The following is a 15,731-nucleotide window of genomic DNA, read 5'->3' on the forward strand; positions in this document are numbered from 1 at the left end:
AGGCATAGTTAAACCATAAAAAAATCAAGCACATGAAAAACTTTGTCACGGTAATTGCGATCATGCTTTTGACAGCATGTATGGGAGTTAAAACGGCCTGGGCCGGTGGGTATCAACTGAACCTGTCCGGGCAGCGCCAGGTGGGTATGGCCTATGTCGGAACGGGGATGCCGCTTGATCTGGCTACGATCAGTATGAATCCCGGCGGACTCGCCGCGCTGGACCATAACGGTATCCTGCTCGGCAGCAACGCCACGTTTATAAACACCACTTTCCGCTCCAACCCGCAAATGTTCCCTGTCCTTCAGGGTGACTATGAAGCGGAAACCGACAGCCGGATTCGCACGCCGTTCAGCATCTACGCCGCCTACGAAACCCCGCTGGAAAACCTGCGTGCCGGCCTTGGTGTGTACACCCCGTACGGCAACAACGTTCGCTGGGACAACGACTGGCTCTATGCCGGGATGCTCACCGAAATCACCATGTTCACCATCTTTATCCAGCCGACCCTCAGCTACAGCCTCACCGAGCGGCTCAGTGTGGGTGCCGGCCCCATTTTCGCCATCGGTTCGGTGAACCTCCAGCGCCGCCCCACAGTTGACCTGAGAGGCGTGGACCCCAACCTGCCGCAGGACGCTCCGCTTCATGTGGAGCTGGACGGTTCCACCACCGCGTTCGGCTTTAACGCCGGCCTCTATTATGAGCACAACGACATGCTCTCTTTCGGTGTATCCTACCGTTCAAAAGTCGATATGGAGCTGGAAGAGGGTGATGCCGACTTCACGCTTGAGTCCCAGCAAGTACCGGCCGCTGTCGCCGGACAACTTTTCCCTCCGGGGAACACCTTTGACGCCAGCCTGCCGCTGCCGGCCGTCCTGAGCCTCGGACTCGGTATCCGTCCTTCCGAAGTTGTGCGGATCGGCCTTGACGCCAACCTCACTTTCTGGAGCGAATACGAAGATCTGTCATTCGATTTCGGAATCAACACACCCGCTGTTCAGGACAGCCAGGAGCCCCGAAATTTCAATGATCGCTGGATCTTCCGGGTCGGCGGCGAATGGGATGCCACCGAGGTATTGCAGCTCCGGCTTGGCGCCTATTACGATATGTCGCCGGTGGATGAAGGCTTCATCACCCCGGAAACCCCGGATGTGGACCGCTACGGTTTCAGCGCCGGCGCAAGTGTCGCGCTCACCCCGCAGATGGGCCTGAATGCTTCGGTGCTGTTCATCACGTCCAGCTACCGCGAGCAGACTCTCGAGGATATGAACCAGCCCGGTACTCCGGCTGTAGTGCCCGTTGGCGAGTTCCAGACTAACGCGCTGATTCCCGGCCTCTCGTTCTACTATAATTTCTGATATACGCGATTGCGGCATCCTGGCCGGGTGGCGGAAGTGCCGCTTGGCGAGACAGCAACCGTGATCGGCTCCGGATAGTTACCCAAAGCGGAGCGTCAGGAAACAGTACCATGAAGAGGAATGCAGACTCTTGTCCGGAGTCCGCATTCCTCTTTTTTTATTGAGGGACCGCACATGATGCCGCCATGCGTTCATGCAGCTGCTTTTCGGTCAATGGTTTCAGGAATACGGGTACGGGTCGATAAATATTTGAATTACCGGTGAAACGCCATATTTTTACCGGGTTACTTATCGTCCATGTTTTACCCCTCCCATGAAGTTTATTTCCGACATCCATCAGGACGCCCGTCACCCCAAAACACTGCCCCAAAGTTTCGAATGGTGGTATTTTGACGGTATCTCCGAAGAGGGAGACTATCGGCTGGCCATCACGTTTTACGACGGGTACCCGTTTGTGTCCGATGGATTCGGCGAGCCCGGCACCAGGGGGGAGTTAGCCGACTCGGCGTCGGAACAGCTTGGATACAGACCGGCCGTAGGCATCGTCCTTTATCACCGGGGGAAACGGGTTTTCAGCTGCCTGAACCGGTATGATGCGGATGAAGCCACCTTCAGTGAGTCGACTCCCGCCGCCGAAATCGCCGGCAACTCGTTTCGTTTCGAGCAACGGCAAAAGCACGGAAACCGTGAATACGGGGTTTTCGATATTCGCATCAACATGGCCGGCAAGAGCGGGGAAGAACTGAAGGGAATCGTCACCCTCGCCGGACTCTATCCCAACAACAAGCTGCTGGTCAACGGCAACGGGAAGTCCGCAGAGGGCAACTGCTGCAATCTGGCACTGCCATGCGCCACGTTGCAGTGCCGTATAAGCTTGACCCGCAACGGACTGGTGCGGCGTGAGATGCAGTTTAACGGAACGGGTTGTCACTACCACCATCTGCGGTCGGGGCCCGCCGCGGGCAGGTATCGTGAATGGTATCAGGGCCGGGTTCATTTTCCCCAGGCCACACTGATTTACAGTTTGAGCAAAGGCAAGAAGGAGAAGGAGTGCCATGCCTGGCTGGTTAGTCCGGACAACCGGCGGCTGCTTCACACCCTTTCCGCGGAAGCGATGTACCGCCGTCGCCCCAATCGCTACCTGCATTGGCCGGCCCACGCGTTCCGTTTTCGCGACGGTGACATCCGGGTATCCGTGTCCCATAACCAACTTCTGGAAACCGGCCGGCGCCTGTGCAGATACAGTTCGGAGGCCGTACTGGAGCACCCCGGCATTGGAAGGGCAACGGCTTCGGGTGCGGGCGCATACATGAGGCACATACTGTGATCATCCCCGAAATCATATACAACCTGTCACTGCTTGTGGCGCTCTGCGTGTTTTCCGGGTTTCTGGATGACCGGTTCGACAGCCAGACCAGGCAGGGAGCGTTGCTTCAGGGGTTGCTTTTCGGTGTGATCGCCATCGTGGCCATGGCTTTTCCCTACACCTTTCAGGAGGGGATTTTTTTTGACGGCCGAACCATTGTAGTAAGCCTGGGAACCCTGTTCTTCGGACCATTGGCCGGTTTGATCACCGCTCTTTCTGCGGGCGTGTTCCGGTTTTCGCTGGGGGGTGCGGGGCTCACCATGGGGCTGCTCACCATCATCAGCGCCTACCTGATCGGATGGGCTTTTCATACCTACCGAAGACGCAGAGACTCTCGCGAATTAAAGAAACGGGAGCTGTTCCTTTTCGGAGTGATGGTGCATGTGGTGATGCTTCTGACTTCTTTTGGGTTGCCAGGCGAGATTCGTTCGGAAGTGATAACCAACGTTATTCTGACGATCATGGTGGTTTACCCGATTATCACCATGCTGATCGGCAGAATCCTGCAGGATCAGCAGCAGCAAAAGAAACAATTGCACGATCTCGCCGCAAGCGAGGAACGGTTCCGGCTGCTGGTGGAATCGACCGACGATGTGATCTTTACCATGGACACCGAAATGCGGCATACCGGTGTATTCGGTTCATGGGTCGAGAAGTCGGGAATGACACCGGAAGATTTTCTGGGGAAAACGGCGTCGGATGTTCTGGGTCCGGATACAGCACAGTATCACGAGAAGAAATACCGATTGGCCTTGAAGGGTGAGGTGATTGAATATGAGTGGTTTGTACCGGTCGGCAAAGAGAAGGCGTTTTTCCAGACCCGCCTGTCGCCGATCCGCAAAAGCGGCGGCGAGATTATCGGGCTGGTCGGAGTGGGGCGGAACATCACCGAGTTGAAACGAACCCAGAAAGAGCTGGCGAGGTCGCTGCGGGAGAAAACCGTGCTGCTGTCCGAGATCCATCACCGTGTAAAAAACAACATGGCGATCGTATCCAGCTTGCTGACGCTTCAATCCGATCGGCAGTCCGACCCGGAGCTTGTTGAAGTACTGGTCGATACGGAGGCACGTGTGCGGTCCATGGCCCTGTTGCACGAAATAGTTTACGAGCAGGACAATTACGCGGAAATCGACATGAGCGAATTGCTGCAGCGCCTGTTGCAGCAGCTTTCAAGATCTTATGTCACGGGCCGTCAAAGTATCCGGCTGGACCTTGACGCGGAACCGATTCTGCTGGATATGACGCGATCCATCCCGTTTACCCTGCTGGTGAACGAACTGGTAACCAACGCGTTCAAGCACGCGTTTGCCGGCCGTGATGAAGGCGTTATCTCGGTCTGTTTTCATCGTGTCGGTGATGAGTACCGCCTGGAAGTGCGGGACGACGGACACGGGGTTGCCAATCTTGCCGCCTTGCGGGACCCGTCCTCGTTCGGCTACACGATTATCCACGGACTGGCGCGCCAGCTTCGGGGCAGCATAGCGTTCCGTTCTGATGGCGGCGGCCGCGATGTCGAAGATCATAGCCGGGACACGGGCCAGAGCCGTGGACTGACAGTGACGCTGGTTTTCTGAATCCGCCTGAAAAGGCGATGTTTGAAGAACCCGGCCCGCAACCGGAGACCGTTGCCGGCTTTTGAAATCGCGGATCCTGAGCCCCGGAGATTGAGGAGCCTCGTAAATTAAGGAGCCCCGGAGGTTCGGTGCCTCAATTTCCCCTTCTTACAGCATCAGCAGCCGGCGGCCGGTTGCCTCGTCCAGGCCGGTTTTGGCAAACCCTTCGAGCGCCACTTCTTCCGGCCAGGTGGCCTGATAACTTTCCCACGTGTGGTTGCCGGTATCGAGGATGCCGAACGACGAGGTGCGGCTGTAATCCCGCGGCTGACCCACACTGCCGGGATTAATCACGTAACGGTGCCCCGTTTTCACGCGAAAGACCCCGATTTGTTCGGCGACAACGGCCGGGATGTGGGTGTGGCCCACCAGGCAGTAGCGATGGGGGATACGTGAGAGCACTTCCCGGCACCGGGGAGCCGAATCCAGATAGGTCCAGTGCTGCGGATCGACCGGCGAGGCGTGGGAGGCGATCCAGTCATCGCCCTCCAGGGTCCAGGGAGCCTCGGCAAGCCAGGCGCGGTTTTCCGGAGTGAGATGGTCCCGGGTCCAGGTCAGCAGCGAGTGGTTGGGTTCCCGGAACATGGTCAGCGGAATGCGTTCCACGGCGCCGGCATCATGATTTCCCAGTACCGTCGGGATCTCCCGTTCGCGCAGCAGACTGATCACCTCGTTGGGATACGGCCCGTAGCCTACCTGATCGCCCAGGCTGATTACCCGGTCATATTCCAGCTGATCCAGCTTTCTGAGGCAGGCTTCCAGAGCGGGGAGGTTGGCGTGGATGTCGGATAATATGGCTAAGCGCATACCTGGGAAATAATTATCGTAAAAACTAAAAGCCGGCACCTGCGCTCCGGATGCTTTCGAGGCGCCGGAAAGCTTCGGAAAATTCGGATGGCGGATGGCCGGGCAAATGCCAAAGCCAAAGGTACGGATTAATGCGAGGCCAGAAAAGAGCTACCGTCACGGCCTGCCGGAATGCCGCACAAAAAGAGAAGTTCCGACCCCTCGCGCTTTGCCGGAGAAGTCACAATTTGGTACCTTAAAAAACCAAACGGTATCTCCGGAAAAAACACGGTTGATGCCCACCCTCCATGACCATCAGTCGGTACCTTTATGAACAAGTCAGGCAACCGGGCAGTACTACTCAAGGCGCTCATTCCGGTACTCGTGGCTTCATTGTATGCCACAGTGCCCGGGCCGGCGGCGGCGCAGCACCAGACCCTCTTTCCGGGTCTTACGGGCAACGAACTGGTGGACAGCCTCCGGGTCCATTACCGGCCCTCCTATGTGATGTCGGGCTACGACCAGGCGCGTGACCATATGTTCGGTGTGGTTCATCTCGACGAAAACAATACCCTTACCTGCGTATACAGCGGCGACCGCATCACCTGGAATCCCAACTCGGGCCTCACTGCCCGCGCTTTCGCGCAGCAGGAGGGGTGGAATACCGAGCACATCTGGCCGCAGTCGATGGGTGCCGGGAGCGGGAACGCCAGGGTGGATCTGCACCATCTCCGGCCGATCCGCGCGGATGTCAACACCTCCCGCAGCAACTACCCCTTCACGTTTCTGGAGCCGGCGGAAGTCACTCGCTGGTGGCGCGGCAACGTGTCACAGACATCCATTCCCGACGGTGACCTGTCCGAATGGAGCCGCACCCGCAGCACTTCGCCTCCCCGCTTTGAAGTGATGGATGGGTTCAAGGGAGATGTGGCCCGCGCCATGTTCTATTTTTACACGATGTACCCGGATGAGGCCCGTTCCGCCGACCCCAACTATCTCTATCTGCAGATGGATGATCTGCGCAGCTACCACAACATCGATCCGGTGAATGAAGAAGAGGTTGGCTGGACCATGGAGGTGGCCGAAGTGCAGGACGGCAAGCCCAATCCCTTTGTCATCGACACCACCCTCATCCGGCGCGCCTATTTCGAGAATTACGAACAGTGGGATCCCTCCGACGGTCACGACCTTGAAGACCCGGACGAATTCCTGGTCACCTTCACTTTTGCAGGCGGCTCGGGCTGCGGCGACGAAAACGCGGATCCGGTGATACCGGACAACCGCGTGAACGCGTCCCCCATGCAGCGGGAAGGCATCTCCTGCAATACGGGGGCCTCACGCTTCAACAGCCGGCAGTGGCCCGCATCGGCGGAGCGCAGCGAAAGCCATTATGCCCATTTCACCATAACCTCCGGCAGTCGTTTGATGGATCTGTCGCAACCGGCCTCTTTCCGCTATACCCTGCTGCGTTCGGCCACCGGTCCGCGGCAGTTTGCCTGGTATTACCGGGTGGATGGCGGCCAGTTCCGGGAACTGGAGTCGGGCACCCTCACCGGCACCAGCGATTACCAGCGCGAAATCACCTTTCATCCGCCGGAAGAGGAAGCCGGGGAACTGGAGTTCCGGCTTTACGGGTGGGAGGCATCATCCGGGGCAGGGACCATGAGCATCAACGAGCTGCACGTCGGCGGTCAACTGAAACAGGAGCCGACCGATCCCGCCGGGGTGTTCCGGATCAATATCGACAGCGATTACAGAGGCTGGCGCATGATGAGTATGCCGGCCGGCGGCGTCACCTGGTGCGACCTCGCCCTGCAGAACCGGGTGCAGGGCATCACCGGACTGGACGAATGCTACGAGGTCGCCTTTCCCGGGGCCGGTCTGGAACATGGCTCAGGCTCCAATCTGTTTCTGTTTGCGCGCAATGGTGATGCCCGGGAGTGGGCCGCGCCCAGGGATATCTATGACGAAATCACACCGGGCTCCGGCTTCATCTGGTATTTCTTCAACACCGACCAGGGTCCCTCGAAGGCGTTTCCTTTCCTGTTGAAAGCGGAGGGCGGCGCCCATGAAACCGATGTGGAGATCACGCTTGAACCCGGCTGGAATCTGCTGGGCAACCCGTTTGGACGCTCCCTTGATCGCTCGTCCATTGTTTACCTGGATGCGCAGGGCAACGAAACGGGTCAGGTTACGGCCCTGCAGGTTTGGGATCCCGAAGCCGGCGGCGGACTCGGTTCCTACCGCATCCCGGATCCCGACGAACCGATTTCCGCATGGCAGGGGTTCGTGGTTCAGCCGAACGGAGCCGACCGTGTGCGGTTCCGGATTGACGGAGTCAATGATGCCGGCAATAGCGACACCCCGCTGACCTATGGCGGCGACGCCGTCCATCACAACATGGAAGGGCGCCCGGTGGCCCGCAAGAGCGGCGCGATCAACCCGGAACAGCCCGGAATCGCGGATGCCGGGGAATACGGCGCCTGCCACATCCGGTTCTCCCTGTCGGGTACCGATGCCGGTGACGGCTACCGGACGGTCGATCACGCCCTGTCGCTGGTACTGCTGCCGGAGGGGGCGGCAACACGGACCTACGACATGCCCAAGCTCCCGCCGCTCGGCCGGGGCCATGGCGTGCAAAGCCGCCATGCGGTAATTGCGTTTCAGGATGGCCACAGAGGGCAGATGGCCCAGCTGGCGCGAACACCGGGCGAGACCGGCTTCAGTATCCCCATAGTGCTGGAGCGCAGTGACATGTCGGGAGAATTCGAGCTACGTTGGGAAGGCGCGGTGAATCTTTCCACTGATCTGGAATTAACCCTGGAAGACCGCCTCACCGGCGAGCTGATCGCGATTGCAGAGTCCGGTAAATGGACCTTCACGGAGACCGAAACCTTCCACCCCGATGACGGGGAACCGCGTTTCGTACTGCATGCGGGTCTTGCAGCGCCAACGGACGCCGACTCCCGCGACGGACAGCTGCCCGACCACGTAACGCTGCATCAAAACTATCCCAACCCGTTCAACCCGGTCACGGTGATCGCCTACGAACTGCCGCAGAGCGGACCGGTTCGGCTTGCGGTCTATGACCTGCTCGGGCGCCGGGTGGCGATGCCGGTCAGCGAAACGCAGCAGGCGGGCCGCCACCGGGTAACCTTCGACGCCTCGCGGCTCTCCAGCGGAGTGTACCTCTACCGGCTCGAAGCCGCCGGAACGGTGGTGCAGCGCAGGATGACGATCGTCAAATAGTGCGGCTGGTCATTTTCCGGCCGCGGCGCTATATTGCGAACGTTTCCACCGGCACCACGGACCATCACGGCGATCGCGGATGATGATACCTGTGATCGCGTACTATTATGGTGATCACGGATTGTCGCCATGCGCTAACCGTGGCTCCATCCACCCACTACCGGCTTTCGATTGACGCTGCTCAAAGAAATTATCGGCTACCTCCGGATTTTCAGGAAGCATCTTGGAAACCGCCTGTACATCGTGTTTCTGCTCACGGCGCTGGCCGTATCGGCCGAGGCGCTGGGTATCGCCCTGCTGCTCCCGCTGCTGGATTTGATGGATTCTCCGGGAGCGGGAGGAGCTTCCGCCGTTTCCGCCGCGGATGTACCCGGCGGCGCCTCCGGTGAGGTTTCGGCCGGCGGTGCAGGCGAAGTTCCGGCCGATGCCCCCTTTGTCACCCGGCAGCTGGTCCGGTTCCTGGATCTGTTCGGTATCTCGGGATCCATGACCGGCATCCTTCTGTTTATCGCGATGGCGTTTGTGGTCAAGGGCCTCATCCGCTTCGGCGAAGGGAGCTACAAGGCGGTGCTCACCGCCGACCTGCTCAGGGAGATGAAGAGCAGGCTGCTGGACCGCTACAGTACCATGGACTACGCCTGGTACACCAGCCGCAACACCGGCCACTTCATCAACGTCATCTCCGTGCAGATCAACCGGCTGCTTCAGGCGTTCGAAGCGTTCAAGAAGTTCCTGTCACAGATCATCATCTGTGCGATTTACTTCCTGTTCGCGTTTTTGATCTCCTGGATGTTCGCGCTGATGGCGGCCGTGGCGGGTGTGCTCATCCTGCTGCTGTTTCGCCGTCTCAATGCCTACGCGAAAAACCTCTCCCGCAAGACCTCCGACGAGTATTCCACGCTCTACAGCTTTCTGGTGCAGACGCTGCACGCGTTTCCCTGGGTGAGCGCCACCGGCCGGTTCGGCAGGCTCCGTGACAAGGCCGCCGGCAGCATCCACCGGCTCACCGGGTATTACCGCAACCAGCAGATCGCGCACGCCTTCACATCGTCCGTGCGCGAGCCGGTCTCCATACTGCTGGTCCTGGGCATCGTGATTCTGCAGATCTCTGTGTTTGAGGCACCCATCGCTCCCATACTGGTATCGCTGCTGCTGATTCACCGCGCCATGGGACATGTGTTCGCGATCCAGGCCTCCTGGCAGCAGGTGATGAACATGATCGGCGGACTCGAAATTGTGGAAGAGGAGTTTGACCGGGCGGAGCAGTGGCAGGAAGCGCCGGGGGAGGTCCGCCTCAAAGAGTTCAGCGAAAGCATCCGCCTCGAAAACGTCGCCTATACCTACCCCGGACGCGAAGAGCCGGCTCTGCGCAACCTCTCGCTGCAGATTGAGGCTCACAGCACGGTGGCCCTGTTTGGTCCGTCGGGCTCCGGCAAATCGACGCTTGTCGACCTGCTGACGCTGTTGCTGCAACCGCAGCAGGGAACGCTCTATGTGGATGAATTGCCTCACCAGCGCATCCATCGGCACTCCTGGCGCAGCTGCATCGGTTTTGTGCCGCAGGAGATCGTCATCTTCGATGATACCATCGCCAACAACATCCACCTTTGGTCGGAAGAGGCCGACCGCGACCAACGCGCCCTGGAAGCCGCCGAACAGGCGTATGTGATGGAGTTTGCCGAGGAGCTGCCCGACGGACTCGATACCCTGGTCGGGGACCGCGGCGTGCGGCTTTCCGGCGGACAAAAACAGCGTATTGCCATTGCCAGGGAGCTCTACCGCCGTCCTGCTGTCCTCATTCTGGATGAGGCGACCAGCGCTCTCGACATCGGCTCCGAGCAGTTCATCCACGAAAGCATCCGCCGGCTAAGGGGAGAGGTGACTATTGTGCTGGTGGCGCACCGGCTTTCCACGATCCGCAATGCCGACCGTATCTTCCTGCTGGAAGAGGGGCGTCTGGCGGGTCAGGGTACCTTTGAGGAGCTGATGGCTTCGGTACCGTCGCTGCGGGATCAGGCCGATTACAGGGAGAAGTGAAAGGGAAGCATTCGGAGAAGCGCGCCGGAGCGTACAGCCTAATCGTCGGAAACCTTCACCAGACCCCGTTCCTTCAGCTTTTCCAGAAAAGGGAGCACATCCGCCAGGCACTCGTCACGCGACAGGTCGAAGTCGGCGGTGAGGCGCGCGCACAGCTCATCCACGGTAATCGACTGCTCCAGATGCCGCCAGATTTCGGTGGCTACTTCATTGAGGCCGTAATACTTGCCGGCACCGGAGTCGAACATGACCAGCTCGTCGTCGATAGGGGTGCCCAGGGCTTTGTCGGACCGGGTTACTTTGGTGTCGGGATTCATCATGGCATTCCAGAGTGTGAAAATGGTACGGTGTTGTAAAATCGGTGCCCGAAAAAGGCTTGCCTGAAAAGGATACGATTTTGTCAAATCGGCGTCCGGAATGGGCCTTCCTGAAAATCAAGGCATACGGTCACGTGAACAACGGGACAAGCTGCGGTATCACAATCCGGGCAGTTCCAAAAGTATCGATTCCATCCAAAAAATACCGCGCCGAAAAAAAATCAGAAGAAAAAAAAGGATTTGAGGGCGGCTGGGGCGGATTCCGGGTGCTTAAAGTTTTCTTAATTTGAACCCCTGTTTCATAATTGGTAATCTGTCGCCAAGCAATTTTGAATCAGTATTATATCATGCAGCGAAACCCACGAGGTCAGTTTCATTGCGCAGTCCAACCCATTGCCGGAGAAAAGAATGACTAACACGTGTCCGGTGCGGTTTGTTTTCAGTGTCACCAGGTTTTGCCGCAAAATCAGTACCTGTCAGTGTTGTTCCGGCAGGATAATAATTTCCATGACACCACGATCCCTTTCTATCAATTGAAGTGATTCCATGAAACACAAGTACAGGCTATTTTCAACAGGGGGTATAGCGCTGCTTGCCCTGTTCATGATGATTGGCGGTATGGCACATGCGCAACCGCAGGAAATACTGAACGAGAGCCTTCGCGGAGGATCGGCCCCGTCGGGGTGGACCCATCCGGACATCTCGTTTGAGGAACCCGCCGGAGGGTATGCCCGGTTCGATGATATTGCTGCAGAACTGGTTACACCGGTATTGGATCTTTCCGGCTATCAGAATGTCACGCTTACCTTTGATGTCGCCAAGTGGGGGTCGGGTGGCGACGGGCCGCTCACCGTGCAGGTGTCCAATGACGGCGGCAGCACCTGGACCGCCCAGCAATTTGATTCGCCGGTTCCGACCGACGCTACCTATCTCACCAGCGGTCCGACCGCCATTAACGTATCGGGTGATAATGTAAGGATACGGTGGATTCGTCCGGACAGCCCGTCCCGCAAGCGTCTTCGCGATGTGGTTATTTCCGGCGAACCCGCGGCCGGAGACGGGGAGGTGGCCATCCCCACCATTGTGCCGTCGTCGGGAACCTACTTTGAAGATCTGACCGTCACACTGGATGTTGACGGCAGCAACAAGACTATCTATTACACGACCAACGGCTCCACGCCCAACGAGAGCAGTCAGGCCTATACCGGTCCCTTTACCGTGGCCGACGGCAACGGGGTAGTGCAGTTGAGAGTGCGCGCCTTTGACGATACGGGTCAGAAGGATCCGAGTCAGGTCGCTTCCGCCACGTACACATTTCCGCTTAATGTCCCTGATATCCAGGCGCTGCGTTCGCAGACCTCCGACGGATCCACGCTGTACCGGCTGGCCAACGAGGCTACGTTTACGGGAGGTACCGGTTTCCGAAACACCAAATTTTTCCAGGACAACTCCGGCTACGGGATACAGATCGACGATCCCGGAGGTACCATCACTACATCATATAGTACGGGTGACAATGTCTACGGACTGGTCGGAACGCTGAGTGTATACCAGGGGCAGCTTCAGTTTACGCCCGAGCAGGATCCGGGCGCTCCGGTGTCCACGGGCAATGAGCCTTCGGTAGTGGTGCGTACGTTGTCGCAGTTGAGTGCGTCGGATCAGGCGCGGCTGGTGTGGATTGAGAATGTGGAGTTTGAAGAGGCCGGCGGAACATTTGGTAGCGGTGGGACCAGTACAAATATCACCGATCCAAGTATCTCCGGGTTCAACGGATGGTTCCGCAATGTGTTCGGCGAGTCGGATATTACCGGAGCCGACATTCCCGACGGACCGGTCAATATTACCGGTGTCATTCAGGAAAACAGCAACGGGCTGAATGTGAGTCCGCGGTCGCTGGCCGATATCGAGGACGATTCCCCGCCGCCCCCGCCACCTCCGCCCCCGGCGCCTGGCGCGATTGCGCTGAGCTCGCCGGCCGACGACGCGGTGTATGTCTCTGTGCTGCCGGAATTTACGTGGGAAGCGGCCGGTGACGCCGACAGCTACACGATGCAGCTGGCTTCCGACGCGGGCTTTGACGATCTGGTAGCCGAGGCCGCCGATCTGGAGGTCGCCGAGTACGCCCTGATCGACTCGCTGGCCTGGGAAACCGTCTACTTCTGGCGGGTTCGCGGGGTCAACGAAGGCGGCGACGGTGAATGGAGCGCGGTATGGAGTTTCACGACCGAAGAGGAGCCGCCGCCCCCGGCGCCGGACGCTATTACACTGAGCTCGCCGGCCGATGAGGCGGTGGAGGTCTCCCTGCTGCCGGAATTTGCCTGGGAAGCGGCCGATGACGCCGACAGCTATACGATGCAGCTGGCGTCCGACGATGATTTTGAGGATCTGGTGGCCGAGGCTGCCGATTTGGAGGCCGCCGAATACGCCCTGTCCGACTCTTTGGACTACGAAACCGTCTACTTCTGGCGGGTTCGCGGTGTCAACGAAGGCGGCGAGGGCGAATGGAGCGCAGTATGGAGCTTTACAACCGAAGAGGAACCGCCGCCCCCTCCGCCCCCGGCGCCGGGCGTAATTACGCTGAGCGCGCCGGCCGATGAAGCGGTTGAGGTCTCCCTGCTTCCGGAATTTGCCTGGGAAGCAGCCGATGACGCCGACAGCTATACGATGCAGCTGGCTTCCGACGATGGTTTTGATGATCTGGTGGCCGAAGCCGCCGATCTGGAGGTCGCTGAATACGCCCTGTCCGACTCTCTGTCCTGGGAGACCGCCTACTTCTGGCGGGTTCGCGGGGTGAACGAAGGCGGCGAGGGTGAATGGAGCGCGGTGTGGCGTTTCACGACCGAAGAGGAGCCGCCGCCCCCTCCGCCCCCGGCGCCGGGCGCAATCACGCTGAGCGCGCCGGCCGATGACGCGGTGGAGGTCTCCCTGCTTCCGGAATTTGCGTGGGAGGCGGCCGATGACGCCGACAGCTATACGATGCAACTGGCGACCGACGCGGACTTTGCCGAAATGGTGGCCGAGGCCCCGGGACTGGAATCTGCCGGGTTCGCCCTGACCGACTCTTTGGACTATGAAACCGTCTACTTCTGGCGGGTTCGCGGTGTGAACGACGGCGGCGACGGCGAATGGAGCGCGGTGTGGAGCTTTACGACCGAAGAAGAGCCGGCCGACCAGGATCCCGAACCGGTGCCTGAGCCGGTGCTGCTGCTGACCCCCGAAGACGGCTCGGTGGAGGTCTCCCTGCTGCCGGAATTTGCGTGGGAAGCGGCCGATGACACCGACAGCTATACCATGCAGCTGGCGTCCGACGCGGACTTTGACGATCTGGTGGCCGAAGTCGCCGGACTGGAGGCCGCCGAATACGCCCTGACCGAATCCCTGGCTTGGGAGACCACCTACTTCTGGCGGGTTCGCGGTGTGAACGAAGGCGGCGAGGGTGAATGGAGCGCGGTATGGAGTTTTACGACCGAAGAGGAGCCGCCACCACCTCCGCCCCCGGCGCCGGGCGCGATTGCGCTGAGCTCGCCCGCCGATGACGCGGTGGATGTCTCCCTGCTGCCGGAATTTGCGTGGGAGGCGGCCGATGACGCCGCCAGCTACACGATGCAGCTGGCGTCCGACGCGGACTTTGACGATTTGGTGGCCGAGGCCGCCGGTCTGGAGGTTGCCGAATACGCCCTGACCGAATCTCTGGACTACGAAACCGTCTACTTCTGGCGGGTTCGCGGGGTCAACGAAGGCGGCGAGGGTGAATGGAGCGCGGTATGGAGTTTCACGACCGAAGACGCTCCGATACCTGTTCCGGAGCCGGTAGTGCTGCTGATGCCCGAGAACGGGGCCGAAAGCATCGCGCTGCAGCCCCCGTTCAGTTGGGAAGAAGCCGATTGGGCGGATACCTACGAGCTTGAGGTCGCATCCGACAACGGATTCGCCACCCCGGAGGTGATGGTAGCGGGTCTGGAAGAGACCAATTACACATTGCCGGATGAGCTCAGTCACGACCGCACCTACTTCTGGCGGGTCCGTGGAGTGAACGAAAGCGGCGAGGGCGACTGGAGTCCGGCGTGGGAATTCACGACGGTAGTGCCGACGGGTATTGCCGGTGTGGACCGGCCCGAGATGTTCGAGCTCAAGCAGAACTACCCGAACCCGTTCAACCCGTCCACAAAGATCCGTTACGCCATCCCTGAGCAAACCCATGTACGCCTGTCGGTTTACAACTCTTTGGGGCAACACATCGAAACGCTGGTGGACGACATCCGCGGCTCGGGCTGGTATGAGGTGACCTTCGACGGAGCATCGCTTTCCAGCGGAATCTATCTGTTCCGTCTGGAAACGGCGGGACAGAGCGCCACACGCCAGATGATGCTGGTGAAATAGTATCACAGTAGTACAGATAGCAATCAAACAGCACAACCCGTACCCTGCCGAATGGCTATCATGCAAGAGGGTACGGGCCGGCAGCAAGGCAATACAACTCAGACAAACCAAATGAAGGCTTTATGAAAAAAAAATGCAGCAGTTCACAATGGCTGACAGCGATGTTGGCGGTGGTTTTTATTGGTGCTTTGACATTTAGTGCAGAAGCGCAGGTAACTGAAACATTCGGAAATGCCGGTGATGATGGTCAACCTGTGGGTCAATACAGGGATCGTGAATGGACTGGTGATCAGGGTGGTACGTGGCAATCTTTTGATTCAAGAATTGATCAACCTATTGATGGGTTTGGTACCTCTGTTTTGATTCGAAATGGAACCATCCTTAGCCCGATATATAGTGGTGGGCTTGGAGATATTACAATTACAACTCAACGTTTTTTTGATGGTGTTAGTGGAACACTTCCAGTTAAAGTAAATGGAGTAGAGGTTGGAACGGTTCCATATAGCGATGAGCCACAGACTACTACACTTAGCGATGTAAATATCGCCGGAAATGTAACGGTCGAAGTAGGGCAACCTAGCGGGTCTGATGACCGAGTTTCAATAGGTGAAATATCCTGGACAGG

Annotated in this window: 9 protein-coding genes; 7 read left to right on the forward strand and 2 right to left on the reverse strand. The window is 58.8% G+C overall.

From position 1 onward, the window contains the following. Positions 1-32 precede the first annotated feature (32 nt). The 3 genes from QA596_02410 to QA596_02420 all read left to right on the forward strand — a co-directional run bounded on the left by QA596_02410 (position 33) and on the right by QA596_02420 (position 4,298). Positions 33-1,358, forward strand: a complete 1,326-nt coding sequence (locus QA596_02410) for an outer membrane protein transport protein (protein ID MDG5766303.1) — start codon at positions 33-35, stop codon at positions 1,356-1,358. Between the two features lie 313 nt (positions 1,359-1,671). Further along, a complete protein-coding gene (locus tag QA596_02415; protein ID MDG5766304.1) occupies positions 1,672-2,685 on the forward strand; it encodes a hypothetical protein in 1,014 nt (337 codons plus the stop codon). Then, entirely contained in the window at positions 2,682-4,298 is a 1,617-nt protein-coding gene (locus QA596_02420; GenBank protein ID MDG5766305.1) for a LytS/YhcK type 5TM receptor domain-containing protein, read from the forward strand. The genes QA596_02415 and QA596_02420 overlap by 4 nt, the downstream gene beginning before the upstream one ends. Positions 4,299-4,445: 147 nt before the next feature. Here QA596_02420 and QA596_02425 read toward each other — a convergent pair whose 3' ends face one another. Beyond that, complete coding sequence (locus tag QA596_02425) at positions 4,446-5,144, reverse strand: metallophosphoesterase family protein (GenBank protein ID MDG5766306.1); 699 nt, start codon at positions 5,142-5,144, stop codon at positions 4,446-4,448. Between the two features lie 309 nt (positions 5,145-5,453). Between QA596_02425 and QA596_02430 the strand changes: the two genes are divergently transcribed. Together QA596_02430 and QA596_02435 are read left to right on the forward strand one after the other, a co-directional pair. Then, positions 5,454-8,372 carry an endonuclease gene (locus QA596_02430; GenBank protein MDG5766307.1) on the forward strand — a complete coding sequence of 973 codons (2,919 nt, stop codon included), beginning with the start codon at positions 5,454-5,456 and terminating at the stop codon, positions 8,370-8,372. A gap of 171 nt (positions 8,373-8,543) precedes the next feature. Beyond that, on the forward strand, positions 8,544-10,409 hold the full coding sequence (locus tag QA596_02435; GenBank protein ID MDG5766308.1) for an ABC transporter ATP-binding protein: 1,866 nt from the start codon (positions 8,544-8,546) through the stop codon (positions 10,407-10,409). 38 nt (positions 10,410-10,447) lie between these two features. Here the strand turns inward: QA596_02435 and QA596_02440 are convergent, their stop codons facing one another. Further along, entirely contained in the window at positions 10,448-10,729 is a 282-nt protein-coding gene (locus tag QA596_02440) for an HPr-rel-A system PqqD family peptide chaperone (GenBank protein MDG5766309.1), read from the reverse strand. A gap of 56 nt (positions 10,730-10,785) precedes the next feature. Between QA596_02440 and QA596_02445 the strand changes: the two genes are divergently transcribed. Both QA596_02445 and QA596_02450 read left to right on the forward strand, forming a co-directional pair. Next, positions 10,786-11,016 carry a hypothetical protein gene (locus QA596_02445; GenBank protein MDG5766310.1) on the forward strand — a complete coding sequence of 77 codons (231 nt, stop codon included), beginning with the start codon at positions 10,786-10,788 and terminating at the stop codon, positions 11,014-11,016. 256 nt (positions 11,017-11,272) lie between these two features. Then, a complete protein-coding gene (locus QA596_02450) occupies positions 11,273-15,106 on the forward strand; it encodes a chitobiase/beta-hexosaminidase C-terminal domain-containing protein (protein ID MDG5766311.1) in 3,834 nt (1,277 codons plus the stop codon). The last annotated feature ends 625 nt before the right edge of the window (positions 15,107-15,731 follow it).

The organism is Balneolales bacterium ANBcel1 (genome assembly GCA_029688905.1).
GTDB lineage: Bacteria > Bacteroidota > Rhodothermia > Balneolales > Natronogracilivirgulaceae > SLLW01.